Source organism: Corynebacterium tuberculostearicum, assembly GCF_046097255.1.
Lineage (GTDB): Bacteria > Actinomycetota > Actinomycetes > Mycobacteriales > Mycobacteriaceae > Corynebacterium > Corynebacterium tuberculostearicum_J.
Window position 1 is genome coordinate 968,524 of sequence record NZ_CP175770.1, and the last position, 25,840, is coordinate 994,363.

General features: G+C 57.9%; 20 protein-coding genes, 5 tRNA genes, 3 rRNA genes and 2 pseudogenes. 21 read left to right on the forward strand and 9 right to left on the reverse strand.

Going from position 1 to position 25,840, the window contains the following annotated elements; genetic code table 11:
* Nucleotides 1-44: 44 nt before the first annotated feature.
* Entirely contained in the window at nt 45-1,109 is a 1,065-nt protein-coding gene (locus ACKFRY_RS04595; protein WP_150850810.1) for a folate-binding protein YgfZ, read from the reverse strand.
* Nucleotides 1,110-1,139: 30 nt separating this feature from the next.
* Between ACKFRY_RS04595 and ACKFRY_RS04600 the strand changes: the two genes are divergently transcribed.
* The gene (locus tag ACKFRY_RS04600; RefSeq protein ID WP_005325808.1) at nt 1,140-2,003 is read left to right on the forward strand and encodes an aminodeoxychorismate lyase; all 864 of its coding nucleotides are present in this window, start codon (nt 1,140-1,142) and stop codon (nt 2,001-2,003) included.
* On the opposite strand, the gene ACKFRY_RS04605 is transcribed toward ACKFRY_RS04600, so the two are convergent.
* A complete protein-coding gene (locus ACKFRY_RS04605; RefSeq protein ID WP_005325810.1) occupies nt 2,000-2,695 on the reverse strand; it encodes an FABP family protein in 696 nt (231 codons plus the stop codon). The genes ACKFRY_RS04600 and ACKFRY_RS04605 overlap by 4 nt on opposite strands.
* Before the next feature lie 65 nt (nt 2,696-2,760).
* On the opposite strand from ACKFRY_RS04605, the gene ACKFRY_RS04610 reads away from it, so the two are divergent.
* Nucleotides 2,761-3,786 (forward strand): diacylglycerol/lipid kinase family protein, encoded by a 1,026-nt coding sequence (locus tag ACKFRY_RS04610; RefSeq protein WP_408923412.1) that lies wholly within the window; start codon nt 2,761-2,763, stop codon nt 3,784-3,786.
* On the opposite strand, the gene ACKFRY_RS04615 is transcribed toward ACKFRY_RS04610, so the two are convergent.
* Nucleotides 3,770-4,597, reverse strand: coding sequence for an LmeA family phospholipid-binding protein (locus tag ACKFRY_RS04615; protein ID WP_250409060.1), 828 nt, complete (start codon nt 4,595-4,597; stop codon nt 3,770-3,772). The genes ACKFRY_RS04610 and ACKFRY_RS04615 overlap by 17 nt on opposite strands.
* A gap of 33 nt (nt 4,598-4,630) precedes the next feature.
* On the opposite strand from ACKFRY_RS04615, the gene mshD reads away from it, so the two are divergent.
* The 5 genes from mshD to pstB all read left to right on the forward strand — a co-directional run bounded on the left by mshD (nt 4,631) and on the right by pstB (nt 9,789).
* Nucleotides 4,631-5,548, forward strand: a complete 918-nt coding sequence (mshD, locus tag ACKFRY_RS04620; protein WP_250409061.1) for a mycothiol synthase — start codon at nt 4,631-4,633, stop codon at nt 5,546-5,548.
* A 214-nt stretch (nt 5,549-5,762) separates the two neighbouring features.
* Nucleotides 5,763-6,866 carry a phosphate ABC transporter substrate-binding protein PstS gene (gene pstS, locus ACKFRY_RS04625; RefSeq protein ID WP_179386949.1) on the forward strand — a complete coding sequence of 368 codons (1,104 nt, stop codon included), beginning with the start codon at nt 5,763-5,765 and terminating at the stop codon, nt 6,864-6,866.
* A 121-nt stretch (nt 6,867-6,987) separates the two neighbouring features.
* Nucleotides 6,988-8,034: a phosphate ABC transporter permease subunit PstC gene (gene pstC / locus ACKFRY_RS04630; protein WP_150851604.1), complete on the forward strand. Its 1,047-nt coding sequence runs from the start codon at nt 6,988-6,990 to the stop codon at nt 8,032-8,034.
* Between the two features lie 14 nt (nt 8,035-8,048).
* Nucleotides 8,049-8,963 (forward strand): phosphate ABC transporter permease PstA, encoded by a 915-nt coding sequence (pstA, locus tag ACKFRY_RS04635; RefSeq protein ID WP_250409065.1) that lies wholly within the window; start codon nt 8,049-8,051, stop codon nt 8,961-8,963.
* A 52-nt stretch (nt 8,964-9,015) separates the two neighbouring features.
* Nucleotides 9,016-9,789: a phosphate ABC transporter ATP-binding protein PstB gene (pstB, locus tag ACKFRY_RS04640; protein ID WP_005325820.1), complete on the forward strand. Its 774-nt coding sequence runs from the start codon at nt 9,016-9,018 to the stop codon at nt 9,787-9,789.
* A 75-nt stretch (nt 9,790-9,864) separates the two neighbouring features.
* On the opposite strand, the gene phoU is transcribed toward pstB, so the two are convergent.
* Nucleotides 9,865-10,593 (reverse strand): phosphate signaling complex protein PhoU, encoded by a 729-nt coding sequence (gene phoU, locus ACKFRY_RS04645; RefSeq protein ID WP_408923301.1) that lies wholly within the window; start codon nt 10,591-10,593, stop codon nt 9,865-9,867.
* A 101-nt stretch (nt 10,594-10,694) separates the two neighbouring features.
* Complete coding sequence (gene dusB, locus ACKFRY_RS04650) at nt 10,695-11,786, reverse strand: tRNA dihydrouridine synthase DusB (protein ID WP_408923413.1); 1,092 nt, start codon at nt 11,784-11,786, stop codon at nt 10,695-10,697.
* A gap of 246 nt (nt 11,787-12,032) precedes the next feature.
* Here dusB and ACKFRY_RS04655 point away from each other — a divergent pair, with 246 nt between their 5' ends.
* Together ACKFRY_RS04655 and ACKFRY_RS04660 are read left to right on the forward strand one after the other, a co-directional pair.
* Nucleotides 12,033-13,535, forward strand: a complete 1,503-nt coding sequence (locus ACKFRY_RS04655) for an acetyl-CoA hydrolase/transferase family protein (protein ID WP_408923302.1) — start codon at nt 12,033-12,035, stop codon at nt 13,533-13,535.
* Nucleotides 13,536-13,643: 108 nt separating this feature from the next.
* A tRNA-Lys gene (locus ACKFRY_RS04660) sits at nt 13,644-13,716 on the forward strand.
* A 31-nt stretch (nt 13,717-13,747) separates the two neighbouring features.
* On the opposite strand, the gene ACKFRY_RS04665 is transcribed toward ACKFRY_RS04660, so the two are convergent.
* Nucleotides 13,748-14,080, reverse strand: a complete 333-nt coding sequence (locus ACKFRY_RS04665) for a metal-sensitive transcriptional regulator (protein WP_005325826.1) — start codon at nt 14,078-14,080, stop codon at nt 13,748-13,750.
* A gap of 82 nt (nt 14,081-14,162) precedes the next feature.
* Here ACKFRY_RS04665 and ACKFRY_RS04670 point away from each other — a divergent pair.
* The 6 genes from ACKFRY_RS04670 to ACKFRY_RS04695 all read left to right on the forward strand — a co-directional run bounded on the left by ACKFRY_RS04670 (nt 14,163) and on the right by ACKFRY_RS04695 (nt 15,310).
* Nucleotides 14,163-14,238 (forward strand) — tRNA-Glu (locus tag ACKFRY_RS04670).
* Between the two features lie 35 nt (nt 14,239-14,273).
* Nucleotides 14,274-14,347 (forward strand) — tRNA-Asp (locus ACKFRY_RS04675).
* 58 nt (nt 14,348-14,405) lie between these two features.
* Complete coding sequence (locus ACKFRY_RS04680; RefSeq protein ID WP_200435779.1) at nt 14,406-14,720, forward strand: DUF4288 domain-containing protein; 315 nt, start codon at nt 14,406-14,408, stop codon at nt 14,718-14,720.
* An 85-nt stretch (nt 14,721-14,805) separates the two neighbouring features.
* Nucleotides 14,806-14,879, forward strand: a tRNA-Asp gene (locus ACKFRY_RS04685).
* A 19-nt stretch (nt 14,880-14,898) separates the two neighbouring features.
* A tRNA-Phe gene (locus tag ACKFRY_RS04690) sits at nt 14,899-14,971 on the forward strand.
* Between the two features lie 48 nt (nt 14,972-15,019).
* Nucleotides 15,020-15,310 (forward strand): GNAT family N-acetyltransferase, encoded by a 291-nt coding sequence (locus ACKFRY_RS04695; protein WP_408923303.1) that lies wholly within the window; start codon nt 15,020-15,022, stop codon nt 15,308-15,310.
* 40 nt (nt 15,311-15,350) lie between these two features.
* On the opposite strand, the gene epsC is transcribed toward ACKFRY_RS04695, so the two are convergent.
* A complete protein-coding gene (epsC, locus tag ACKFRY_RS04700; RefSeq protein WP_034668818.1) occupies nt 15,351-15,914 on the reverse strand; it encodes a serine O-acetyltransferase EpsC in 564 nt (187 codons plus the stop codon).
* 70 nt (nt 15,915-15,984) lie between these two features.
* Nucleotides 15,985-16,920 carry a cysteine synthase A gene (gene cysK, locus ACKFRY_RS04705; protein ID WP_408923304.1) on the reverse strand — a complete coding sequence of 312 codons (936 nt, stop codon included), beginning with the start codon at nt 16,918-16,920 and terminating at the stop codon, nt 15,985-15,987.
* A gap of 264 nt (nt 16,921-17,184) precedes the next feature.
* On the opposite strand from cysK, the gene ramA reads away from it, so the two are divergent.
* The 5 genes from ramA to rrf all read left to right on the forward strand — a co-directional run bounded on the left by ramA (nt 17,185) and on the right by rrf (nt 25,198).
* Complete coding sequence (gene ramA, locus ACKFRY_RS04710) at nt 17,185-18,024, forward strand: acetate metabolism transcriptional regulator RamA (RefSeq protein WP_005325834.1); 840 nt, start codon at nt 17,185-17,187, stop codon at nt 18,022-18,024.
* A 21-nt stretch (nt 18,025-18,045) separates the two neighbouring features.
* Nucleotides 18,046-19,314 carry a UDP-N-acetylglucosamine 1-carboxyvinyltransferase gene (gene murA, locus ACKFRY_RS04715; RefSeq protein WP_005325837.1) on the forward strand — a complete coding sequence of 423 codons (1,269 nt, stop codon included), beginning with the start codon at nt 18,046-18,048 and terminating at the stop codon, nt 19,312-19,314.
* A gap of 605 nt (nt 19,315-19,919) precedes the next feature.
* Nucleotides 19,920-21,437 (forward strand): 16S ribosomal RNA (locus ACKFRY_RS04720).
* A gap of 447 nt (nt 21,438-21,884) precedes the next feature.
* Nucleotides 21,885-24,953: ribosomal RNA gene (locus tag ACKFRY_RS04725) — 23S ribosomal RNA — on the forward strand.
* 127 nt (nt 24,954-25,080) lie between these two features.
* Nucleotides 25,081-25,198 (forward strand): 5S ribosomal RNA (gene rrf, locus ACKFRY_RS04730).
* Together the 16S, 23S and 5S rRNA genes form the textbook arrangement of a ribosomal RNA operon.
* Before the next feature lie 128 nt (nt 25,199-25,326).
* Here the strand turns inward: rrf and ACKFRY_RS04735 are convergent.
* Nucleotides 25,327-25,539, reverse strand: a pseudogene (locus ACKFRY_RS04735) (IS256 family transposase); the annotation flags it as partial.
* 69 nt (nt 25,540-25,608) lie between these two features.
* On the opposite strand from ACKFRY_RS04735, the pseudogene ACKFRY_RS04740 reads away from it, so the two are divergent.
* Nucleotides 25,609-25,773 (forward strand): annotated as a pseudogene (locus ACKFRY_RS04740) (transposase); the annotation flags it as partial.
* Nucleotides 25,774-25,840: the final 67 nt, after the last annotated feature.

Below are 25,840 nucleotides of genomic sequence, written 5' to 3' on the forward strand. Positions count from 1 at the left end.
GTGTGACGAAAAAATTCCGCACCGCCCCCTAGCTAGTGGGAGATCTAACGCCCGCGCAGCCGGTTTACTGCCTCGCGCCCAGCCTTGGGGCCCTCATCCTCGGGGATGGAGGAAGGATCGATAGACGCCGCGGTATCGCCCACTTCTAGGGTGCCGGCGTCCAGCGCAGAGCGCTTCACTAGGCCTAGGGCGATGGGGCCGAAATCGCAGTCATCCACAATCGTGCCGATGCGGCCTACCTTACGTCCATTGAAAGTAATGTCATCGCCCACATTTGGACGTTGTGGCGCGGAGCCGTCGAGGTGCAGCTGCGCCAATAGGCGAGGGGAGCGGCCCAGATTTTCTACGCGCGCCACCGTTTCCTGGCCGCGGTAGCAGCCCTTATTGAGGTGAACGTGGGCCGGATTAGCGGCGCTGCGGCTGATCCACTGCGGCACCTCGTGGGGGATGGACTTATTATCCAGGTCCGCTGCCAGCTCCGGCTCGCGGGCACGCACGCGCTCGGCGGTAAACGCCATGAGCCCCGCTAGCCGTGCACCGGATTCCTCCAGGTGTTTCGTTGCCTCGACCAAGGATTCGCGCGGAATGCCCAGGTCAACGCGCTTGATTCCCGGCCACTGGACCTGGCGGGAAAACTCCACCATGGGTGGCAGCGAAACATCGGCCTCACCCAGGAGGGTAAGGATGGCGATATCGGCTTCCTCTACGGTGACCTCGGACCAAAAGACCATCATGGTGAGGAACTTAAAGAGGGAGTCGAATTGCGCCCCGGGGACGTCAATAAGAAAGGCGTCGTCGGTCCGCACGATATCCATGTGGTGGAGGATGTGGCCTTGGATGTCCAGGTCGAGGGCGCCGGCGGTGAAACCCACGGGGGCGTCGTCAAGCTTCTGTGAAAGCAGATTATTCAGAAACTCGGCGGCATCCTTGCCGCTCACGCGAATGACGCGGCGCTGGGAGCGGTCAATGACGATGGTGCCGCCATCGGCGGCCCGTTGCTCGCCCAGCGGATTGCCATAGTGCCAGGCTACGCCCTGGGCATCGAGTACGGTCGCGTCCTGGTGCTCCGCGGCACCGGCGCGCTGCAGAAGAGGCGAAGAATAACTCACAACTACCGATGGTAGGGCATAATCAAAAGTATGAAGTTTTCGCCGCGAAAAGAGCCGGTCATCTACGTTGTGGAGCCCTTTGGAGGGTCGGTACGCAGGCACATGCCCACGCTGCCTCTCATCTATGCCGACGATGCCGCGGTCACCCGCGGCGACGGCATCTTTGAATCCCTGCTCGTGCGCGGAGGCAAAGCCGCTAACCTGCAGCGCCACGCGCAGCGCTTCTGCGATTCAGCTCGCACGATGAACCTGCCGGAGCCGCCCATGGACAAGTGGGAAGAAGCCACCCGGCTCGCCATCGCGGACTTCTGCGGGGACGAGCAAGGCGATGCTAAATGCACGTGGACCTATACCCGCGGGCGCGCTTCTACGGGGCGGCCGAGCGCGTGGGTTGTGGTGCAGCCGATTGAGGAGAAGGTGCTAGAGCAGCGCGCCCACGGCGTCGCCGTCATGACAAGCCCCCGCCTGTGGCACGTAGCGGAGGAATTGCCCGCCAAGACGCTCAATTACGCGGCCACCATGGCGATGCTGCGCATGGCGCGGGAGAAGGGCTTTGAGGATCTCATCCTCACCGATCCGGACACCGGAGAAATTCTCGAGGGCGCCACCTCTACCGTGGTGGCCGTCAAGGGCGAGAAACTGCGCACCGCGGCCGGGCGCGGGATCCTGCCCGGCACCACGCAAGCGGCGCTCTTCGCCCATGCCAAAGAGAAAGGCTATCGCTGCAAGGCCAAGCCGCTGACCGTGGAATATCTGGAAAAGGCGGACTCGGTGTGGTTGGTGTCCTCGGTGCGCGTTGCCGCGCGCGTAACTAGGCTCAATGACAAAAAATTAAAGGCCCCGGACAACGTGGACGTCATCCGAGACCTTATTGATGCAGCGCTTGGAGTTTAGCCTGCGATGCGGGTGAGCTCCGCCGACATGTAGGGACGCATCTCGCCATCAACCATGCGCTCGTCTACCCAGCCCAGGTTGTTATTGGGCATGAGGCCGTACATGCGCTTGCCTGGGCCTAGGTTCTTCGGGCCGGTTTCAGTGACCATGGTGGAGGCGGATTCCAGCTGCCATGCGCGGTCATTGAAGGGTTCGCCGTAGAAGATTTCCACGATGCCGGTAGAAGAGGTGTAGGTGACCTCGATTTCATCCTTTTCCGAGATGCGCCAGAAGCCGGTCTCGCGCACGGATGGGCCTTCCGGCTTGCCTTCGGTATCGATCTTCCAGGTGCGGGAGCTAAAGGTCAGGTAATTCTCGCCGTCGTGGGCGATGACCAGCTGCTGGCCAAAGGTGTATTCCTGGCCCTTCGTATCGTGGGCTTGGCCCTCGCCCTGCCAGACGCCCACAAGGGGGAGTAGTCCCAGCAGGCCGTCGTGCAGCGATGGGCCCTGGCGCAGGTTCGCGGTATCGTCCGGTACCGGGGTATCGCCCAGCTCGAGAGCGGGGATATTGCGGCTAGCGGCGTCCTTCCACTGCTCGGCAGCCTGGTTCACGGCATCGTTGCCATTGAGTTTTCCTGGATCGTTTTCCGGGTGGGAAGCCGCGGTGGTCTCGATGTTTTCAGGGGTGGTTTCATTATTATTTTCGCTCATGGGCGTCCAGCCTAGTCGTGCACCCGCCTTTTTAACTACTAGACTTGGACCTCGTGCACGCATTGATGATCTCGAATCCAAACTCGACCTCACAAACCAACGCCCTCTTCCGCCAAATCGTTCCCTGCCTACAAGCGGTAGAGGGCCTGCACCTCAAGGTGCAATTTACGCATTACCCTGGCCATGCAGAAGAGATGGTCAAGGGAATGACCAGGGATGACTACGACGTCATCATTGCTGTGGGCGGAGATGGAACCGTCAACGAGGTAGTCAACGGGCTCCTCGGTCCGGCGGATGAGCAGCGTCCCGATCCGCAGTCCATCCCGGCGCTGGCCGTAATTCCTACCGGCTCCGCCAATGTCTTTGTGCGCGCTCTAGGGTTCCCCAACACCCCAATGGAGGCCACCCATGTGCTGGCACGCATGCTCGACCGGGATCTGCGCCGCACCATTTACCTAGGAACGTGGAACGAGCGGTGGTTTGCCGTCAATGCCGGCTTCGGTTTGGACGCGGATGTCCTGGCCCGCGTGGATCGTGCCCGCGAACAGGGATTTTCGGCAACTCCGCTGCGCTACCTCAACGTCGCCATTCGGGCCTGGAGCCGTGCGCGGAAGAACCCACCGCATATCGCGGTAACGGCCGAATCCAGCAGCGGCGATCAGCTGCACAAGGACGATGTGCCACTGCTGTTTACCTCCAATACCAACCCGTGGACCTTCCTAGGCCCGCTGCCGGTAGTAACTAATCCGCGCAATTCCTTTGACGAGGGCCTTGCCCTCTTTGGGCTGGAGGAATTTAGCGGGCTCGGTGGCGTCGTCGGCCTGCTGCACCTCTTCGGTGCCGATAAGCGCGGATGGCTCAATAAGCTCACCAAGGAAAAGACGGTGGCCTTCGACGATGCCATGCGGGTAGAGCTCGTCTGCCGCGAACCGCAGCGCTTCCAAGCCGATGGAGAATCGGAGGGGCGCTTTGATGCGGTCACCTTGGCCTCCGTGAAGGATGCCATCGAGGTATTCGCCCCGCAGGATAGGCGGGAAGCCCATCAGCGCACGATGAAGGAAGTTCTCCGGGACTTTATTCGCCTGCGCTAGTCTGCGGCGCGGGGCCGACCCGGTGCTTGGTATCGGCGGCCTTCTTTTCCGCCTCTTCTACGGCCTTTTGCTCCGAGCCTTCAATCTCTAGCGGGGAGAGCTGGGCCAGCTGCACCTTAATATTGCGGCGCTGTACCTCGAAGGAAATGGTGCCTCCCTGCATCTTTACCGCGGTCGCTTGGGCCGGAAGCGGTAACTGCCGGGTATCGAAGTTGAGGGAAAAGGCCTTTTGCAGGCGCTCATCGTCCGTGTCATAGACCTGCATGCGAAACTCCGGACCAACCAGGCGGAGGGTGACCTTGGCGGTGGACTTGTGGGCGTCGCCAGGCAAGGTGCCCGTTAGCTCTGCTTCTGCGGAGGTGCCACCGGAGGGGGAAATATCGTCCGGGTTGGCAATGGAGAGGTCGGTGATCCCCAGCAGGCGGCCCAGCGCCACACCATCCAAGGAAATGCCGCGCGAGTAGGTGGAAACCGGCGCGCCCTCAATATCGCCGTTCATGACCTGCTCTGGGGTGACGGTAATATCGCGCAGCACGGTCGAAGCATTGACCATGCCCAGCTTGGGCACCTCCACGTCCAGGGCCTTGACCTCGAGATAGGGGATTTCCTTCGAAGCCGCCGCCCACACGTAGGGGGTGCCGCCGATGAAGACATCCGGCGTATTATCCAGCCGCGAATTGGCTTTCACGGCTTGAGCCACCTTGTGTTCCGTGTGCATAGCCACGCAGGCATCCGCCACCCAGGCCGCAATCAGCACGCACACCACGAGGAGGACGTGCACGATGCGCCGGTCAATCTCTAGAACACTCACCCTTTCATTCTTACCCTACGTATTCTGGGGCCTATGACTAGCAATGCCTTTAAGATTACGGAAGAAAAACTGCCGGACGCCCCGGAGCTGGCTCGCCGCGTAAAAGCGCTGGCTGAGCAGGCCGAACGCCAGGATGGGATGGCGCCGCTGTCGGAGCAATTCCTCAACGGTCTTAGCGATTCCCGCTTGCAGCACCGCCACTTGGTGGCCTGGGTAGGGGAGGAGCCGTGCGGCGTAGCCGGTCTGGAGGGCTCTACCGCCGAGCTATTCATTGCCCCCGATTACCGCGGGCAGGGCTATGGTGCCGCGCTTTACGACGCCGCCGCTAAGACCCCCAACCTCCACGCCTGGGCCCACGGGAACCTGCCGGCGGCACAGGCGCTGGCGCACTCCCGTGACCTGCAGGTCACCCGCAAGCTGGTGGTCATGGGTATCGGGGGAGAAGAGCTCGCAGCGGCCGCCCGCCCCGAAGGCTTGCCACTGACCGCCCTGAATTACACCGAGGCGGTGGATAAGTGGGGCAAGGACTTTGTGGAAGAGCAGTGGCTCAAGGTCAATAACGAGGCCTTTTCCTGGCATCCCGAGCAGGGCGGCTGGGATCTCGATCGCCTGCACCGCGGCATGGAGGCAGACTGGTTCGACCCCGCAGACCTGCTTTTCTTGTGGGATACGGCAGATGAGCCGGCTCTGGCCGGCTTCCACTGGACCAAGTGGCATGCGGAGGAAACTCCGGGCTTCGGTGAGGTCTACGTGGTGGGCTTGGCGGAAGACTACCGCGGCAAGAAGTTGGGTGGTCCGCTGCTGCAGATTGGCCTGCGCCGCATGGTGGAAAAGGGAGCTCAGCGGGTAATTCTTTATGTAGAAGCGGATAATGATCCGGCGCTAAAGGCGTACGAGCGCCTAGGCTTTGAGGTTGATGAAGAACACGTCGTTTGGGGCGTGTGTGACTAACGTCATGGGGTGTACGACGTTTGTTCACCCAGTGTTCACCTCTTGGCACCCTTTTGGTCAGATCCTGCGGATAGCTTTACACCCTGTGAGTTAACCGCACCTGTGCGCCTGCATCTCGCCCCAGAAGGCGGAGCGGGATGCAGGAAGTATCTCTCTAGGAGATGCGGTTTCCTCGGACAATCAATCTCTGATCTGCACCGGAAAGGGTTTTCCCGTGATTCGCAACTTCAAGCGCACTGCCGCAATCTTCGGCATCGTAGCCGCAACCTCCACCGCTCTCGTAGCTTGCTCTGAGGAGTCTGGCTCCTCCTCCGATTCCGCTGGTGGCGAGGACGTCTCCGGCGAGCTCGTCGGTGACGGCGCATCCTCCCAGCAGAACGCAATGTCCTACTTCCAGACCGCGTTCTCCGAGGATCACCCAGACGCTTCCCTGTCCTACAACGCTTCCGGTTCCGGCGCCGGCGTTGAGGCCTTCACCAATGGCCAGGCTGACTTCGCTGGTTCTGACTCCGCTCTGAAGGAAGACGAGGGTGAGGTCGAGGCTGCTGCTAAGCGTTGCGATGGCAACGAGGCATGGCACCTGCCAACCACCATCGGTCCGGTTGCAATCGCCTACAACCTGGGTGACACCGAGATTAACCTCTCCACCAAGACCCTGGGCAAGATCTTCAAGGGCGAAATCAAGAAGTGGAACGACAAGGCCATCGCTGCTGATAACGAGGGCACTGACCTGCCGGACAAGGACATCACCGTCATCTTCCGTTCTGACGAGTCCGGTACCTCCGCAAACTTCCAGAAGTTCCTGAAGGCCGCTACCGGTGACTGGGACTCCGAGGGCAAGCAGTTCCCAGACTCTGTTGGTGAGGGTGCTAACGGCTCCTCCGGCGTTGCTGACCAGGTTGCAAGCATCGATGGTGCTATCACCTACGTCGAGGCTGGCTTCGCAGACCAGAAGGAAGGCGAGGGCGTCAAGAAGGCCAAGATCGACTTCGGCCACGGCCCGGTTGAGCTGTCCACCGAGTCCGTCAACAAGGCTCTGGAGAACCTGGAGTTCAAGAAGACCGACTCCGAGCACAACATGGTTGTTGACTCCGAGGCACTGTTCTCCTCCGACAACGAGGGTGCATACCCGCTCATCCTGACCACCTACAACATCGTCTGCTCCAAGGGCTACGATGAGGAGACCTCCAAGCTGGTCAAGTCCTTCTTCACCACCGTCCTGGATCACCAGGATGACCAGCTGGCTGAGCAGGGCTTCATCCCAGTTGAGGGTGCTCACCTGGACAAGCTGAAGGCTGCTGTTGACGCTCTGCAGTAAGCGCTAAAGCTGTAAAAGCTTAATACCTCCCGCCCCCACTGCCGCACACGATTCGCGCTTTGGGGGCGCAGGTATGTAACGATATTTTCCATTCTTAACGCTGAAAAGGATTAACAGTCTCATGGCAGACAATAATCTCACCACGGCTCCAGAGCAGACGGATGCAAACGCCACCTCTGCCGAGCGAGTCTCCAACAGCGGACACGACGAGGTAGCTACCACCAGTTCCAATAGCGGCGTTAAGCGCCCAGGCGACCGTGTCTTTGAATTCCTGTCCACTGCTTCGGCAACCCTCATTACCGTTATGATTGCCGCCATTGCCGCCTTCCTGCTGTGGCGTGCGGTGCCCGCATTGGCCGTTAATGACGGCGGCATCATGGGCTTTTTCACCTACGGCGGCCGCTGGGAGACCACCGATACCTCTGCGATGAAGTTCGGTATCCCGACCATGTTCGGCACCACCGTTCTCATCTCCGTCTTCGCCCTTCTGCTGGCTATGCCGGTGGCCCTAGCCATCGCCATCTTCCTGTCCAACTACGCGCCTGCCCGCTTGGTTAAGCCGCTCGGCTTCCTCGTGGACATGCTCGCTGCAGTTCCGTCCATTGTTTATGGTCTGTGGGGCTGGCAGGTTCTTGGCCCGGCACTGTCCGGCTTCTACTCCTGGATGGAATCCTGGGCGGGTGGCTTCTTCCTGTTCCACGTCTTCGATAACTCGCCGTCCTTTGCAACCGGCCGCAACCTGTTTACCGGTGGCATCGTGCTTGCCGTGATGATTCTGCCGATCATCGCCGCTACCGCGCGCGAGGTCTTCGTGCAGACCCCTCCGGGCCAGGTGGAATCCGCCCTGGCTCTGGGCGCTACCCGTTGGGAAGTTATCCGCATGACCGTTCTGCCGTTCGGTATGTCCGGCTACATCGCCGGCTCCATGCTCGGCCTGGGCCGTGCACTGGGTGAGACCATGGCGCTGTACATGGTTGTCTCCCCGTTGATCGACTTCCGCTTCTCGCTTTTCGACGGCGGCACGACCTTCGCCACGGCCATCGCCTTGGCATCTGCCGAGTTCGGTAACGAGATGCGCGCTGGTGCCTACATCGCCGCCGGCCTCATGCTGTTCTTGCTGACCTTCGTGGTCAACGCCATTGCCCGCGCCATCGTGAAGAATAAGTAAGGAGGGGAGGATCAATGACTACGACTACTAATGCCAAGCCTGCCTCCCAAGGCGGCGCGACCTTCCTGGACATCTCCAGCTCCCGCAAGATGACCAATAACATCGCCACCGCGGTGGTCTGGGGCGCAATGATTCTGGCCATGGTTCCGCTGGTGTGGGTTCTGTGGGAACTCATCGCCCGCGGCAGTGGCGTCATCCTCAACCCTGAGTGGTGGACCGCCTCCCAGCGCGGCATCATGAATAGCTCTTCCGGCGGCGGTGCCGCTCACGCCATCGTGGGTACCTTCGTCCAGACCATTCTGGCCTCCGTTATCTCTATCCCGATCGGCATCTTTACCGCCATCTACTTGGTGGAGTACTCCAAGGGCGGCTGGCTCGGCCGCATCACCACCTTCATGGTGGACATCCTGTCCGGTGTGCCTTCCATCGTTGCGGCCCTGTTCATCTTCGCCATGTGGATCACCCTGTTCGGCTTCGGCCGCTCCGGCTTCGCCGTGGCGCTGTCCCTGGTGCTGCTGATGATTCCGATTGTGGTGCGCAATACCGAAGAGATGCTGCGCGTGGTCCCCATGGACCTGCGTGAAGCGTCCTACGCACTCGGCGTTCCGAAGTGGAAGACCATCGCTCGCATCGTTCTGCCTACCGCCCTGTCCGGCATCGTCACCGGTATCATGCTGGCGATTGCCCGCGTGATGGGTGAGTCCTCGCCGGTGCTGGTCTTGGTTGGTTCCTCTTCCGTCATCAACTGGGACGCTTTCAAGGGCTCTCAGTCCTCGCTCCCGCTGATGATGCTGGATATGTACAAGGCCGGCGCACAGCCCGCCGTACTGGACAAGCTCTGGGGAGCAGCGTTGACGCTGGTTATCCTCATCGCCGTCCTCAACATTGCGGCCCGCATCGTTTCCGCGAAGTTCTCGGTTAAGAAGTAAACGCCGTACCCACTCGATTCCGCCATACACTTGCTAGAGGAGAAACTCCCAAATGTCTAAGCTCGCGCTCAATGACGTGAACATTTTTTACGGCGACTTCCACGCCGTGCAGAACGTGAATATGCAGATTCCGGCCCAGGCCGTGACCGCATTCATCGGCCCTTCCGGCTGTGGTAAGTCCACCGTGCTGCGCACCATCAACCGCATGCACGAGGTCATCCCCGGCGCCTACGTTAAGGGCGAAATCCTGCTCGATGGCACCAATATTTACGGACCGAAGGTCGACCCGGTATCCGTACGCAACACCATCGGCATGGTCTTCCAGAAGGCTAACCCGTTCCCCACGATGTCCATCGAGGACAACGTCGTGGCAGGCCTGAAGCTGTCCGGTGAAAAGAACAAGAAGAAGCTCAAGGAAGTCGCGGAGAAGTCCCTGCGCGGCGCCAACCTGTGGGACGAGGTTAAGGACCGCCTGGACAAGCCAGGCGGCGGCCTCTCCGGTGGTCAGCAGCAGCGTCTGTGCATCGCCCGCGCTATCGCCGTGGAGCCAGAGGTGCTACTCATGGACGAGCCTTGCTCCGCACTGGACCCGATTTCGACCCTCGCCGTGGAGGACCTCATCCACGAGCTGAAGGAAAACTTCACCATTGTCATCGTGACCCACAACATGCAGCAGGCAGCCCGCGTGTCCGATAAGACCGGCTTCTTTTCCCTAGAAGCAACCGGCAAGCCGGGCCACCTGGTGGAGTTCGACGACACCACCAAGATCTTCGAGAATCCTTCCCAGAAGGAGACCGAGGATTACATCTCTGGACGCTTTGGCTAAAGAGTAAGAGAGATTGTCCGAGAGAAGGGGGCCGGTTCGAAAGAACCGGCCCCCTTCTTTGGTGCTTAAATCCGTCTAACGGCGGAATTGACGCTCTAGATCTGCCATCCGTGCTTCAAATTCGGCGTCCTTCTTGTCCTCTTCTAGTTTCTTGGCATAGTCATTGGGCAAAAGACCCGTGGTCAGATAGATGATGTGGCCGGCCACGGAGACGCAGTGGTCTGCATAGCGCTCGTAGTAACGCGTAATTTGTGAGGACTCAACTGCTTCACGCACGCTGCCTTCCCATTCGCGCTGAGTCAGGATGCGCAGAATATGGGAGTTGATATCATCCACCGCATCATCGTCGGCACGGAGGTTGACGGACAAATCCGCATCAGGGGTGACGAGGATATCGTGCAGGACCGACCCCATTTCTTCAGTGAGACGGTACATTTCCTCGAAGTAGCCGATGTAATTCGCCGGTACCACGGCGTCAGGGTGGCGGCGGCGCGCGGAGTCCGCGATGTGCTGGGAAAGCCGGCCCATCCGGTAGAGATCCTCCACGATATAGATGGAGGAGACAACCTGGCGGAGATCCTGTGCCATGGGGTTTTCCAGGGCCAAGAGTTTTACGGCACGCTCAGAGCACCGAGCGCGGATCTCATCTAGCTCCTCAGCCATGGTGAGAGCATCTTCCGCGGAGTCCAAGGCGCCTTGCAGCAGCGCCAGGGAGGCCTTATCCATGATGTCGCGTACGGTATCGCACATCACGATGAGGTCGTGGGAGAAATTGTCTAGGTGTTCCCTGTAAGCGGCACGCATGCCAAAGATAATAGCGAAAAATTTCGGCGCTTGCGCAACTTAAGTAGAGCATAAATGCAAGTTTCCTGTGTGCCCCTAGCTGCTCTTATACCTTTGTTAGATTATCCGCCGGAGTTCATAATGTCAGCGGCAACCGGAACGCAGTCGTCTTCTGGATCGTCGAGCCAACCATCCGGCAAAGCCACCTTGGATGGCGAGCCCTGGCGGCCGCGGGCTCCGTCGGCGTCGGCAGCCAGGGCGTCGGACTCTGCCCAAGGTGCAAGGAGCTCACGCAAGGCATCGAGGGAATTGACCTGGGCTAAGCCCGCGCGGACCTGGCCACCAACCGGGAAACCACGCAGGTACCAACCGATGTGCTTGCGGATATCGCGGGAAGCATTGTCCTCGCCATCGTGCTCCGCCAGTAGCTCTGCGTGGCGGAGGATTACCTGGGTGACCTCGCCCAGGGTGGGCTCTGCCGGAATGGACTCGCCGCGCAGTGCGGCGCCGAGCTCGGCAAAAAGCCACGGACGGCCGAGGCAGCCGCGGCCTACCTGCACGCCGTCGCAGCCGGTTTGTTCCATCATGCGGCGGGCATCCTCGGCACGGAAGATATCGCCATTGCCCAGCACTGGCACGCCAGTATCTGCCAGATGCTCTTTGAGGCGTGCGATTTCGTCCCATCGTGCTTCGCCGGAGTAGCGCTGAGCGGCGGTGCGGCCGTGCAGGGTAACGGCGGCGGCACCGGACTCGACGGCGATGCGCCCGGCGTCGAGATGCGTATGGTGCTCGTCGTCAATGCCCACGCGCATCTTCACCGTGACCGGGATAGTGGTTCCCTCGGTGGCCTTGACCGCGGCGGAGACGATATTGCCAAAGAGGCGTCGCTTATAAGGCAGCGCGGAACCGCCGCCGCGGCGGGTCACCTTGGGAACCGGGCAGCCAAAGTTCATATCGATGTGGTCCGCCAGGTTTTCGTCGACGATCATCTTTGCGGCTTTGTAGGTATATTCCGGATCCACCGTATAGATCTGTAGGGAACGAGGATCTTCCTGCGGCGCAAAGGTGGTCATGTGCAGCGTCTTTTCATTGCGCTCCACCAAGGCGCGGGCGGTGACCATCTCGCAGACATAGAGGCCCGACACCGTGCCGGTGCGTTGCAGCTCCTGCTCTCGGCACAACGTGCGGAAGGCAACGTTGGTTACCCCCGCCATCGGGGCGAGGATGACGGGGGAGGAGAGAATCGTAGTGTCCAATGCGCAAATTCACGCCCCAATTGTGCTAGTTAACGGGGGAAAATAGCAACCGGGCCCACAGTGGCGACGTACCCTCTTTTGGCTTTATGGGGTAGGGGTCACACAAAAGTGGTGGAAATCTTGCAAAGATTCGCTAATGTGGGCTGTGTAACTATTTAGGACGGCCGTTATTTTGGCTGGCCCCTTAATGAAGGAGGATTACCCTTGTCCGAGAGAATCGCGTACGCCCCATTCGAGAAGCTCGTAGTTTCCGCAGAAGAGGCTGCTCAGCACGTCAACCACGGTGACCGCGTGGGCATTTCCGGCTTCACCGGTGCTGGCTACCCCAAGGGCCTGCCCACCGCCATTGCAGAGAAGGCCAAGGCTCTTCATGAAAAGGGCGAGGAATTTAAGATCGACGTCTTCTCCGGTGCTTCCACCGCCCCGGACTGCGATGGTGTTCTGGCGGAAGCTGAGGCGATTCGCTTCCGCTCTCCTTATAACTCCGATCCCACCCTGCGTAAGCAGTTCAATGATGGCACCGCGCTTTACCAGGATATCCACCTGTCTCACTCGGGCCAGCAGGTAGAGGAGGGCTTCTATGGTGACTTCCAGGTAGCCATTATTGAGGCGGTCCGGATCACCGAAGGAGGCCACGTGGTGCCGTCCTCCGCGGTGGGCAATAACCTCGAGTTCATCGAGGCTGCCGATAAGATCATCATCGAGATCAATGAGTGGCAGTCCATCAACCTCGAGGGCATGCACGATATCTACCGCATTGAAAAGCTGCCTAACCGCCAGCCAATCCCTATCACTAAGCCGGGTGACCGCATTGGTACCACCTACATGGAGGTGCCGGAGGACAAGGTTGTTGCAGTGGTCAAGACCGATGCCCCAGACCGCAACGCACCATTCAAGGAACCGGACGAGGTTTCTGAGAAGATCGCTGCCAACTTCATCGAGTTCCTCGAGGGGGAGGTCGCTGCGGGCCGCCTGGAGTACGACAAGTTCATCATGCAGTCTGGCGTGGGCAATGTCCCCAACGCCGTGATGGCCGGCCTGCTGGATTCCAAGTTTGAGAATATTCAGGCCTATACCGAGGTCATTCAGGACGGCATGCTCGATCTCATCGATGCGGGCAAGATGACCATGGCTTCCGCCACCTCCTTCGCGCTGTCCCCGGACTACGCGGAGAAGATGAATGAGGAGGCGGAGCGCTACCGCAAGCACATCATCCTCCGCCCGCAGCAGGTTTCCAATCACCCAGAGGTCATTCGCCGCGTCGGCCTGATTTCCTCCAACGGCATGATTGAGGCCGATATCTACGGCAATATCAACTCCACCAACGTATCCGGCTCCCGCATCATGAACGGCACCGGTGGCTCGGGTGACTTCACCCGCAATGCTTATATCTCCACCTTCGTTTCCCCGTCCGTGGCCAAGGACGGCGCAATTTCCGCGCTGGTTCCGTTTGTGTCCCACACGGACCACACCGAGCACGACACCATGGTCATCATTACCGAGTACGGCGTGGCTGACCTCCGCGGCCTGGCGCCGAAGGAACGCGTGGAGAAGGTCATCTCCGTCGCGCACCCGGATTACCGTCCGTTGCTCGAGGAGTACTTCAACCGTGCCAAGGAAAACAAGTTCCAGCACACCCCGCACGACCTGAAGACCGCCTTTGACTTCCAGGTCCGCTTCATGGAGAAGGGCGATATGCGCGGCTAATCTAGCCACGCCCCGGCAGGCGCTCAGCGGCGAGCTGGGCGCCTTTCGCTTGCCGACGCCCCCTAATTAGGACTTTGCAAATACCGCAAGCTAAAATGTAGCGACGTTGGGCCTTTAGCTCAGTTGGTAGAGCTACGGACTTTTAATCCGCAGGTCGTGGGTTCGATCCCCACAGGGCCCACAACTGGAGCCACCTTTTCGGGTGGCTCCTTTTAGTTTTTCACCATCTTCTTAATGGCGCGCATAGCCTCTTCTAGCTTCTCGGTGGCTACCTCGCCATCCTCGGCGGCGGCACCGGCCACACAGTGCTCAATATGGTCTTCTAGGAGCGCTAGCGAGACATTTTCCAGCGCCGACTTCACCGCCGAAATCTGGGTGATGATGTCGATGCAGTATTGGTCTTCCTCGACCATCCGGTGGATGCCGCGAGCCTGCCCCTCAATGCGCTTGAGTCTGGCGAGGTAGCGATCCTTGCTCTTAGAATCCGCGTTATATCCGTGCACGTGCGGCTCGTGGCAGGAGCACGTTTGATGCTGGTCAGACATGGTTCCTAATCTTTCTGGGGGAGCGATTTTGTAACTCGGTGAGGTCTCCAGTATATTTCTAGAAGTCGCCTTAGCGCGACGGGCCCCCATCGTCTAGCGGCCTAGGACACTGCCCTTTCACGGCAGCGGCACGGGTTCGAATCCCGTTGGGGGTACCAACACGAAAGTGTTGGTTCGAATTGAATATTCGATTGGCCTTGTGGCGCAGTTGGTTAGCGCGCCGCCCTGTCACGGCGGAGGTCGCGGGTTCAAGTCCCGTCAAGGTCGCAGAATGAGCAGCAATCGCTTCGGCGGTTGCTGCTTTTGGTTTTGTTAGGCTGGCGCCATGGAACCATACGTCGGAATCGCTGTCTTTGAGCTCGCCTCCGAAAGCTCGGAGCATTCTAACTTCTTCCGAGAGGACTTCTTTCTCATCTATGCAGATTCGGATGAGGAGGCGCACCGCAAGGCCGTTGAATGGACTCGCGAGCAGGAATATGAGGGCCTGAAGCTGCGCCACATTGTCGACGTCGCACCCGCCCTCTACGGCCATGTGGATCGAGATTGTGACCTCTATTCGCGGCACTTTTCCTCGCTGGAAGACTACAAACGATTCGAGATGAACTTGGGCGGAAACGATCCGCTTTCACCGCCTAAATAGCGTTCTGACGTGCTGATTTGGTGAGTCTTGGGAGTCTTCTGTAAAGTATCTATCCGTGCCCAAGAGCACACACATAATTAAAAATGGCCCTGTGGCGCAGTTGGTTAGCGCGCCGCCCTGTCACGGCGGAGGTCGCGGGTTCAAGTCCCGTCAGGGTCGCGGAAACCTTCGGGTTTCTGGCCAGATAGCTCAGTCGGTAGAGCACACGCCTGAAAAGTGTGGGGTCGCCAGTTCGATCCTGGCTCTGGCCACAATAATGGCTCCTCGTAAGAGGGGCCATTTTTGCTTAGTATGGGCACATGGAACATGCTATTGCACACCAGACAGATAAGTCCCGCTACGTCCTTACCGTGGACGGTGTCGAGGCGGGCGCGTGTTACTACGTAGATGCCGGCACGACCCGCGAGTTCAACCACACCGTCATCAAGGATGCCTTCCGCGGCCAAGGATTATCGGCGCCGCTGATTAAGGCAGCGCTTGACGACGTCCGAGGCGTCGGCAAGCAAGTCATTGCTTCCTGCTCCGCCGTGGCGCACTTTATCGAAAAGAATCCCGAATACCGCGACCTGCTGCGCCCAGAAGGCATATAAAAAGCGGCCCGCAGTTGCCTGTGAGCCGCTGGGAGAGAATTTAGATGTAGTAATCAGGGTCGACCAGTTTGATGCGCTCATTCGGGTTGCGCGGACGGTTCTTGGCCGGAATGCCCACCGCGATATTTTCGGCCGGAACGTCCTTCGTCACCACGGCATTGGCGCCAATGGCCGATCCTTCACCGATCGTAATGGGACCGAGCACCTTGGCGCCCGCACCGATGGTCACATTGTCTTCGATAGTGGGGTGGCGCTTGGTCTGGGTAAGCACCTGGCCGCCGAGGGTGACACCGTGGTAGAGCATGACACCATCGCCAATCTCTGCGGTTTCACCAATGACAATGCCCATGCCATGGTCAATAAAGAAGCGGCGGCCGATTGTGGCGCCCGGGTGGATCTCCACGCCGGTAAAGAAGCGGTTAATCTGCGCCAAGATGCGCGCGGGCCCGCGCAGCCCACGCTTCCACATCCAGTGCGAAATGCGGTGAGACCACACCGCGTGGAGGCCGGAGTACACTACTGCATTTTCGACGTCGCCACGCGCGGCCGGATCGTGATCTCTTGCATTTGCTAAGTCTTCACGGATGTAGCTCATAATGTTCATGCCCACATAGTACTGGCATAAAAAAGGCACCCGCCAAGGTTGGCGGGTGCTTTTATTCAAGCGAAGTAATTTAAGCTTCGCGGATGTCCTCGAAGAGGATGGTGGAGACGTAGCGCTCACCGAAGTCCGGCAGGACAACCACGATGGTCTTGCCCTCGAACTCTGGGCGCTCCGCCAGCTTCAGGGCTGCGGAAACGTTCGCGCCGGCGGAGATGCCAACCAGCAGGCCTTCCTGGGTAGCCAGGTCGCGGGATGCCTTGATGGACTCCTCGGTGGTGGCGGTAAAGACTTCGTCGAGAAGCTCGCGGTCAAGCACCTCAGGAACGAAGTTGGCGCCGATGCCCTGAATCTTGTGCGGGCCAGCGTGGCCTTCAGACAGGACAGGGGAGTCGGACGGCTCGACCGCAGCCAAGTGCAGGTCTGGGTTCTTGGACTTCAGGAAGCGACCCACACCGGTAACGGTGCCGCCGGTGCCTACGCCAGCAACGAAGGCGTCAACCTTGCCCTCGGCGTCTTCCCAAATCTCTGGGCCGGTGGTTTCCTCGTGAATCTTCGGGTTCGCCTCGTTAGCAAACTGTGCGGCAAGGATGGCGTTATCGGTCTCGGCGACAATTTCATTCGCCTTGTCGACGGCGCCCTGCATGCCCGCAGCGCCCGGGGTCAGCACGATTTCTGCGCCGTAGGCACGCAGCAGCACCTTGCGCTCATTGGACATGGTCTCCGGCATGGTCAGGATGACCTTGTAGCCCAAGGTGGCGCCAGCCAGGGCTAGGGCGATGCCGGTGTTGCCGGAGGTGGCCTCCACGATGGTGCCGCCTGGCTTGAGCTGGCCGGACTTTTCAGCGGCCTCAACGATGGCCTTGCCGATGCGGTCCTTCACGGAGTTAGCCGGGTTAAAGGACTCGACCTTGGCAAGCACGGTGGCGCCCTTGCCCTCGGTGAGGCGGTTCAGGCGGACCAGCGGGGTGCCGCCGACGGTTTCCATAATGTTGTTGTAGACAGCCATTCTGTGGACTCCTTCAGGAATCAGATTTGGGTTCAAATCGCGTACAACGCAAGCGTACACTACACAAGTAGACCAGTCAGTATATACATTCTAGACCGGGCATTCGGGCATTCCATGTGGGATTGCAGTGCCGGATAAGCCGAGGGCGATTTCGAATTACCCCCACATGCTGTCTATACTTCCACTCAGTTGCCCGCTGGTCCCCAAATTCCCGGGGGAGGACGGGTACACCTGCTTGGTTACCCCCGACGAGGAAAGAGTCTCATGGAGTCGCATCGCCTCAAAGATGATGAAGAATCCGTACGCGCGGCCCTGTCGTCCCTGAAGACCGCTACAGGTATTCCGGTGACGATGTACGCCACGCTGCTGCCCGATAATCGCCTGCAGATCACACAGTGGGTGGGGCTACGCACCCCAGCGCTGCAGAATCTGATCATTGACTCCGGCGTCGGTGTAGGTGGCCGAGTGGTCAGCACTCGCCGTGCGGTAGGTGTATCCGACTACACGCGTGCCACCACCATCTCGCACGAGAACGACCGCGTAATCCAGGACGAGGGCCTGCACTCCATTGTGGCCGTGCCCGTTACTGTGCAGCGCGAAATTCGCGGCGTCCTCTACGTAGGCGTGCACTCCCCAGTTCGTTTGGGCGACAAGGTCATTGAAGAAGTGACGATGACCGCGCGCACCCTCGAGCAAGACCTGGCCGTTAATTCCGCCATGCGACGTGCCGATGGGTCCAAGGGCGGAGCGGCTCGCGGCCACGTCATGAACGGTGCCGAGTGGGAACAAGTGCGCTCCACCCACTCCAAGCTGCGCATGCTGGCCAACCGTGTAGAAGACGAAGAGCTGCGCAAGGAGCTAGAGACGCTGTGTGACCAGATGGTCTCGCCGGTGCGCGTGAAGCAATCCACCAAGCTCTCCGCCCGCGAACTCGACGTTCTCTCTTGTGTGGCCCTAGGCCACACCAACGTAGAAGCGGCCGAGGAAATGGGTATCGGCGCAGAAACCGTGAAGTCTTATTTGCGCTCGGTAATGCGTAAACTCGGTGCGCATACCCGCTACGAGGCGGTTAATGCCGCCCGTCGCATCGGCGCGTTGCCTTAAGAACCGGTAGCGTAGGCAGTTGTGAAAGATCAGTTTATTGTTTCCGGCGGTGCCCGCCTGGAGGGCACCGTTAAAGTAGATGGCGCGAAAAATAGCGTCTTGAAGCTCATGGCCGCATCCTTGCTGGCGGAGGGCACTACGACGCTGACCAACTGCCCAGAAATTCTGGACGTCCCCCTCATGAAGAAGGTCCTCGAGGGGCTCGGCTGCGAGGTAGTCATCGAGGGCTCTGAGGTCCGGATTACTACCCCTGCACAGCCGCAATCCAACGCGGATTTTGATGCGGTCCGCCAATTCCGCGCATCCGTCTGCGTGCTTGGTCCTTTGACCTCTCGCTGTGGCCACGCGAAGGTAGCGTTGCCCGGTGGGGACGCGATTGGTTCGCGCCCGCTCGATATGCACCAAACCGGCCTAGAAAAGCTCGGCGCCACCACCCGTATTGAACACGGTGCCGTCGTGGCAGAGGCTACGCACCTGCGAGGTGCGAATATCCGCCTGGACTTCCCGTCCGTAGGCGCAACCGAAAATATTCTTACCGCTGCGGTCCTCGCCGAAGGGGAAACCGTTCTCCATAACGCGGCTCGCGAGCCGGAGATCGTCGATCTGTGCACCATGCTCAAGTCCATGGGTGCCGATATCGAGGGCGAGGGAAGCTCGGTGGTAACCATCCGCGGCGTCGATAAGCTGCAGCCCACCCAGCATGAGGTTATTGGTGACCGAATTGTGGCCGGCACGTGGGCGTACGCTGCTGCCATGACCCAGGGCGATATCACCGTGGGTGGAATTTCCCCGCGCCACCTGCACCTGCCGCTGGAAAAGCTGAAGTCTGCCGGTGCGGAACTAGAGACCTATGAGAATGGTTTCCGCGTGCGCATGGATCAGCGACCACAGGCTGTGGACTACCAGACCCTGCCATTTCCGGGATTCCCCACCGACCTGCAGCCGATGGCTATTGGTATCTCTGCCATTGCGGACGGAACGACCGTCATTACGGAGAATGTCTTTGAATCCCGCTTCCGCTTTGTGGATGAAATGCTGCGCTTGGGTGCCGACGCCCAGGTTGACGGTCACCATGTAGTAGTCCGCGGTAAAGAACGACTCTCTTCTACTCACGTGTGGAGTTCCGATATTCGTGCGGGTGCGGGTCTTGTACTTTCTGCACTGTGCGCGGATGAGACCACTACGGTCCACGATGTCTTCCACATCGACCGCGGATACCCCAACTTTGTAGAAAACCTGCAGCGCCTCGGCGCCACAATTGAAAGAACTCAAGAAGAAGAGCTCTTTTAACGACGCCCCCAGCACACCGTTTTCCGTCGTGTGCTGGGGATTTGTCATTGTTGGTGGGGTTGGACTACATTAATCCAAGTCGCCGCGAGGTAGCCGGTTGGTTACGTTTGAGCGAATTTCGTGCGGACTTGGTTCAAGGATTTGACAGGGTTCATTGAGTTGAGTAAGTTTGTACGAGCCGCCAACGAGAGGTTAACGGTAGGTTAATTTTCTTGTGGTGTGCGGATGATGTTTGAGAACTCAATAGTGTGCCAATGTACTTTTTATTTTTTGTGTGCATGGTTGTGTGTTGATTGGTTTGTCTGCCAACAGGCCTAGGTGGTTTGTTGGTTGGTGTGTGCCGGTTGGGTATGTGGAACACGTACTCATTTGAATGCTGTTTGGTGTTTCGGCTGCATTGAGATGGATTGGTTGGCATGTGATTGTGTTCAACTTTTTTGGTTTCCTCTTTTTGACCCCGTCGGGTTGAGGGAACTGTATTTTTTCTTTGTAGTAATTTTTTGGACGCCAGCATGGGCTGCATTTTTGTGTGGTTTGTGGTGGTTTGTTCTTTTGTTAGGTTTCGGGCTTTTCACGGCCTGTTTCGGATGTTGTTCTGAAATTTTTTTGTGGAGAGTTTGATCCTGGCTCAGGACGAACGCTGGCGGCGTGCTTAACACATGCAAGTCGAACGGAAAGGCCCTGCTTGCAGGGTACTCGAGTGGCGAACGGGTGAGTAACACGTGGGTGATCTGCCCTGCACTTCGGGATAAGCCTGGGAAACTGGGTCTAATACCGGATAGGAGCCATTTTTAGTGTGATGGTTGGAAAGTTTTTTCGGTGTAGGATGAGCTCGCGGCCTATCAGCTTGTTGGTGGGGTAATGGCCTACCAAGGCGGCGACGGGTAGCCGGCCTGAGAGGGTGGACGGCCACATTGGGACTGAGATACGGCCCAGACTCCTACGGGAGGCAGCAGTGGGGAATATTGCACAATGGGCGCAAGCCTGATGCAGCGACGCCGCGTGGGGGATGACGGCCTTCGGGTTGTAAACTCCTTTCGCTAGGGACGAAGCTTTTTGTGACGGTACCTAGATAAGAAGCACCGGCTAACTACGTGCCAGCAGCCGCGGTAATACGTAGGGTGCGAGCGTTGTCCGGAATTACTGGGCGTAAAGGGCTCGTAGGTGGTTTGTCGCGTCGTCTGTGAAATTCCGGGGCTTAACTCCGGGCGTGCAGGCGATACGGGCATAACTTGAGTACTGTAGGGGTAACTGGAATTCCTGGTGTAGCGGTGAAATGCGCAGATATCAGGAGGAACACCGATGGCGAAGGCAGGTTACTGGGCAGTTACTGACGCTGAGGAGCGAAAGCATGGGTAGCGAACAGGATTAGATACCCTGGTAGTCCATGCCGTAAACGGTGGGCGCTAGGTGTGAGGGTCTTTTCACGACTTTCGTGCCGTAGCTAACGCATTAAGCGCCCCGCCTGGGGAGTACGGCCGCAAGGCTAAAACTCAAAGGAATTGACGGGGGCCCGCACAAGCGGCGGAGCATGTGGATTAATTCGATGCAACGCGAAGAACCTTACCTGGGCTTGACATACACTGGATCGGGCTAGAGATAGTCTTTCCCTTTGTGGCTGGTGTACAGGTGGTGCATGGTTGTCGTCAGCTCGTGTCGTGAGATGTTGGGTTAAGTCCCGCAACGAGCGCAACCCTTGTCTTATGTTGCCAGCATTTGGTTGGGGACTCATGAGAGACTGCCGGGGTCAACTCGGAGGAAGGTGGGGATGACGTCAAATCATCATGCCCCTTATGTCCAGGGCTTCACACATGCTACAATGGTCGGTACAACGCGCAGCGACACTGTGAGGTGGAGCGAATCGCTGAAAGCCGGCCTTAGTTCGGATTGGGGTCTGCAACTCGACCCCATGAAGTCGGAGTCGCTAGTAATCGCAGATCAGCAATGCTGCGGTGAATACGTTCCCGGGCCTTGTACACACCGCCCGTCACGTCATGAAAGTTGGTAACACCCGAAGCCGGTGGCCCAAACTTGTTAGGGAGCCGTCGAAGGTGGGATCGGCGATTGGGACGAAGTCGTAACAAGGTACCCGTACCGGAAGGTGCGGGTGGATCACCTCCTTTCTAAGGAGCTTTTATTTTTCGGGTGCAGTTGCACCCTGTGGTTGGTTGAGTATGCGAGTGTCATGCTGCCAACTTTTATTATTGAAAATTGTCCGGGTGAAACACACGCTCAAGAGACGAACTAAGTGTTTGAATGGCGCTTTGTGACACACGTTGTCCGTGCACAGTGAAAAGTAATTGTTGTTTGTATGTTGGTGCATTGTTGGGTGTCTGGGGCATTATCCCCTTTTTTGTGCCTGACCATAAGGCTTGTTGACATTTTTTGTGTTGGCAGGGTGTGGTTGGGGTGTTGTGTGAGAACTGTATAGTGGACGCGAGCATTAAACACACTAGATAGGCTGCTTTTGTGGTTTGTTTGTGTGTGTTTGTGTGATTTCTTTTTTCTTTAATCAATTTTTGTCAAGTTCACTTGTGTGGCCACCCGCATGTTTGTGTGTGGTGGTTTGTGTGTTCGTTATTAAGGGCGCATGGTGGATGCCTTGGCATGCTGAGCCGATGAAGGACGTGAAAGGCTGCGTTAAGCCTCGGGGAGTTGTCAATTGAGCGTTGATCCGAGGATGTCCGAATGGGGAAACCTGGCCCTGGTTATGTGGGGTTACCCTTCAGTGAATTCATAGCTGTTGTGGGGGTTTACGCGGGGAAGTGAAACATCTCAGTACCCGTAGGAGGAGAAAATAATAATGATTCTGCTAGTAGTGGCGAACGAACGTGGATGAGGCTAAACCGTGTGCATGTGATACCTGGTAGGGGTTGTGTGTGCGGTGTTGTGGGCCCTAATTGACGGTGACTACCATCATCGTGCTCGTGTGTTGTTGTTAGGTGAAGTGGTTTGGAATGGCCTGCCGGAGAAGGTGAGAGTCCTGTAGTTGAAGACAATGGCATGTGGGTTGTTGGGTTGCCCGAGTAGCAGCGGGCTCGTGGAATCTGCTGTGAATCTGCCGGGACCACCCGGTAAGCCTAAATACTCAGTGTGACCGATAGTGTATGAGTACCGTGAGGGAATGGTGAAAAGTACCCCGGGAGGGGAGTGAAATAGTTCCTGAAACCATGTGCTTACAATCCGTCAGAGCACCGTTTGTGTGTGATGGCGTGCCTTTTGAAGAATGAGCCTGCGAGTCAGCGGCATGTCGCGAGGTTAACCCGTGTGGGGTAGCCGTAGGGAAACCGAATCCTAATGGGGTGTATAGTGGCATGTCCTGGACCCGAAGCGGGGTGATCTACCCATGGCCAGTGTGAAGCAGCTGTAAGAGGTTGTGGAGGCGCGAACCCACGTAGGTTGAAAACTGCGGGGATGAGCTGTGGGTAGGGGTGAAAGGCCAATCAAACTCCGTGATAGCTGGTTCTCCCCGAAATGCATTTAGGTGCAGCGTCGTATTATAGCTTGGTGGAGGTAGAGCGACTGGTTGGTTGAGCGGGACTACAATCTTAGCAATGTCAGCCAAACTCCGAATGCCACTAATTGTGTTGTACGGCAGTGAGACTGTGGGGGATAAGCTTCATAGTCGAGAGGGAAACAGCCCAGATCGCCGGTTAAGGCCCCTAAGGGTGTACTAAGTGGAAAAGGATGTGGGATCGCGAAGACAGCCAGGAGGTTGGCTTAGAAGCAGCCATCCTTGAAAGAGTGCGTAATAGCTCACTGGTCGAGTGGTTCTGCGCCGACAATGTAGTGGGGCTCAAGTACACCGCCGAAGCCGCGGCAAGCATTTTTTGTTTGGGTAGGGGAGCGTCGTGCATGGGTGGAAGCGTTACCGTAAGGAGGCGTGGACTGTGTGCGAGTGAGAATGCAGGCATGAGTAACGAATTGATAGGTGAGAATCCTATCCGCCGGATGACTAAGGGTTCCTGGGTCAAGTTCGTCTTCCCAGGGTGAGTCGGGACCTAAGGCGAGGCCGACAGGCGTAGTCGATGGATAACCAGTTGATATTCTGGTACCCGTACATGCGCGCCCATGATAAAGCACTGATACTAACCACCGCGGATGCACTACTAAGACTCTTTGAGTGTTGGTGGTGTTGATGTCGTGGGGCCTGATGTGTGGTTCAAGTGATGGGGTGACGCAGTGAGGTAGCCACGCCACTTATTGGATTGGTGGTGTAAGCGTGTAGATCGTGTGGTAGGTAAATCCGCCGCACATTGTGGTTGAGACGTGATGCGTAGACCCATTGGGGTTGATGGTGGTGATCCTGTACTGTCGAGAAAAGCCTCTAGCGATGTGTGTGTATGGCCCGTACCCTAAACCGACACAGGTAGTCAGGTTGAAAATACTAAGGCGTTCGGGTGAACTGTGGTTAAGGAATTCGGCAAAATGCCCCCGTAACTTCGGGAGAAGGGGGGCCTTACGACGTGAAGGCCCAAGCGGCTGGAAGCGTTGTGGGGTCGCAGAGAATAGAGGGAAGCGACTGTTTATCAAAAACACAGGTCCATGCGAAGACGTTAAGTTGATGTATATGGACTGACGCCTGCCCGGTGCTGGAAGGTTAAGAGGACCGGTTAGTCAACTTTGTTGGCGAAGCTGAGAATTTAAGCCCCAGTAAACGGCGGTGGTAACTATAACCATCCTAAGGTAGCGAAATTCCTTGTCGGGTAAGTTCCGACCTGCACGAATGGCGTAACGACTTCTCTGCTGTCTCAACCACAGGCCCGGTGAAATTGCACTACGAGTAAAGATGCTCGTTACGCGCGGCAGGACGAAAAGACCCCGGGACCTTCACTATAGCTTGGTATTGGTGTTTGGTTCGGTTTGTGTAGGATAGGTGGGAGACTTGGAAGCTATCACGCTAGTGGTGGTGGAGTCGTTGTTGAAATACCACTCTGATCGGATTGAGCATCTAACCTTGGCCCATGATCTGGGTTGGGGACAGTGCCTGGTGGGTAGTTTAACTGGGGCGGTTGCCTCCCAAAATGTAACGGAGGCGCCCAAAGGTTCCCTCAGCCTGGTTGGCAATCAGGTGGTGAGTGTAAGTGCACAAGGGAGCTTGACTGTGAGACAGACATGTCGAGCAGGGACGAAAGTCGGGACTAGTGATCCGGCACCTACTTGTGGATGTGGTGTCGCTCAACGGATAAAAGGTACCCCGGGGATAACAGGCTGATCTTCCCCAAGAGTCCATATCGACGGGATGGTTTGGCACCTCGATGTCGGCTCGTCGCATCCTGGGGCTGGAGTAGGTCCCAAGGGTTGGGCTGTTCGCCCATTAAAGCGGCACGCGAGCTGGGTTCAGAACGTCGTGAGACAGTTCGGTCTCTATCCGCCGCGCGCGTTGAAACTTGAAGAAAGCTGTCCCTAGTACGAGAGGACCGGGACGGACGTACCTCTAGTGTGCCAGTTATCCCGCCAGGGGTATCGCTGGTTGGCTACGTACGGAAGGGATAACCGCTGAAAGCATCTAAGCGGGAAGCCTGTTTTAAGATGAGGTTTCGTTAAGGTCCCCTAAAGACGATAGGGTAGATAGGCCAGACCTGGAAGCACTGTAAGGTGTGAAGGCTACTGGTACTAATTGACCACAACAAACACCAACACACTCGGTGTAACACAACAAAAAAGTAAGAAGAAGAAACAGTCACTGTCGTGACCGCGTCCACTATGCAGTATCTGACACAACACCCGAAAGCACACCTAAGGGTCTGAATGCTTCGTATGTTTGTCGGTGGTCAATAGCTGCAGGGAAACGCCCGGTCCCATTCCGAACCCGGAAGCTAAGCCTGCACACGCTGATGGTACTGCAACCGGGAGGTTGTGGGAGAGTAAGTCACCGCCGACACCAAACAACAAACACAACAAAATACAACAAGAAGAGGACGGCACACCACCGTCCTCTTCTTTCGTTTTGCTAGCCTCGCCGGCTGGTACAAGCCGTAGGAGCCGGCTTAAGGGACATTTCGTGTGGATTTAGGCGCGTCCGGCCCAGCCTTTTCTTATGCCTAAGCTGGGGTTCCATTCGCTGTCGATGTGGGTGTCATATGTGGCTGGTCGCCCGTCTGGGTGGCCGTGTCGTTTAGGCTCTTCTTTCGCCCAGGCTGCGCGTGCGGCTTTTTCTCCTTGGCGTCCGAAGTCTTGTTGCTTGGCTATATCCAGTGGCGGTACAGGGTCTTCGGTGTGGGACCTGACCCCCATGTGGTGGACACCTGATATCCAGCCCAGTCGAGCTGGGAAGAAAGGTAATCTACCACCATGTCCAGGTACTCCGAACAGTTCAAACGCGATGCCGTAGCCCTCTATGAGAACAACGAGGATCTCTCGCTGAACTCAGCATCAGCTGAGCTCGGTATCAACCGTACCTCGCTACATTCTTGGGTCAAAAAGTACGGCACTGGCAAACGTGCCCGCACGAAGGCCGTGCACGATCAAGCCCAAGCGGCGAATGATTCTGGTTGCGTCCCCTAACGTGGTGTATCTGTAGCCC

Excerpts from the sequence above, each read along its gene's own strand:
- ACKFRY_RS04600 (WP_005325808.1), top strand. The coding sequence starts at position 1,140 with ATGAAGTTTTCGCCGCGAAAAGAGCCGGTCATCTACGTTGTGGAGCCC.
- ACKFRY_RS04680 (WP_200435779.1), top strand. The coding sequence starts at position 14,406 with ATGGAACCATACGTCGGAATCGCTGTCTTTGAGCTCGCCTCCGAAAGC.
- epsC (WP_034668818.1), bottom strand. The coding sequence starts at position 15,914 with ATGAACATTATGAGCTACATCCGTGAAGACTTAGCAAATGCAAGAGAT.
- ramA (WP_005325834.1), top strand. The coding sequence starts at position 17,185 with ATGGAGTCGCATCGCCTCAAAGATGATGAAGAATCCGTACGCGCGGCC.
- ACKFRY_RS04695 (WP_408923303.1), top strand. The coding sequence starts at position 15,020 with ATGGAACATGCTATTGCACACCAGACAGATAAGTCCCGCTACGTCCTT.
- ACKFRY_RS04665 (WP_005325826.1), bottom strand. The coding sequence starts at position 14,080 with ATGTCTGACCAGCATCAAACGTGCTCCTGCCACGAGCCGCACGTGCAC.
- ACKFRY_RS04605 (WP_005325810.1), bottom strand. The coding sequence starts at position 2,695 with ATGAGCGAAAATAATAATGAAACCACCCCTGAAAACATCGAGACCACC.
- mshD (WP_250409061.1), top strand. The coding sequence starts at position 4,631 with ATGACTAGCAATGCCTTTAAGATTACGGAAGAAAAACTGCCGGACGCC.
- ACKFRY_RS04610 (WP_408923412.1), top strand. The coding sequence starts at position 2,761 with ATGATCTCGAATCCAAACTCGACCTCACAAACCAACGCCCTCTTCCGC.
- pstC (WP_150851604.1), top strand. The coding sequence starts at position 6,988 with ATGGCAGACAATAATCTCACCACGGCTCCAGAGCAGACGGATGCAAAC.
- cysK (WP_408923304.1), bottom strand. The coding sequence starts at position 16,920 with ATGGCTGTCTACAACAACATTATGGAAACCGTCGGCGGCACCCCGCTG.
- pstB (WP_005325820.1), top strand. The coding sequence starts at position 9,016 with ATGTCTAAGCTCGCGCTCAATGACGTGAACATTTTTTACGGCGACTTC.
- pstA (WP_250409065.1), top strand. The coding sequence starts at position 8,049 with ATGACTACGACTACTAATGCCAAGCCTGCCTCCCAAGGCGGCGCGACC.
- dusB (WP_408923413.1), bottom strand. The coding sequence starts at position 11,786 with ATGGCGGGGGTAACCAACGTTGCCTTCCGCACGTTGTGCCGAGAGCAG.
- phoU (WP_408923301.1), bottom strand. The coding sequence starts at position 10,593 with ATGCGTGCCGCTTACAGGGAACACCTAGACAATTTCTCCCACGACCTC.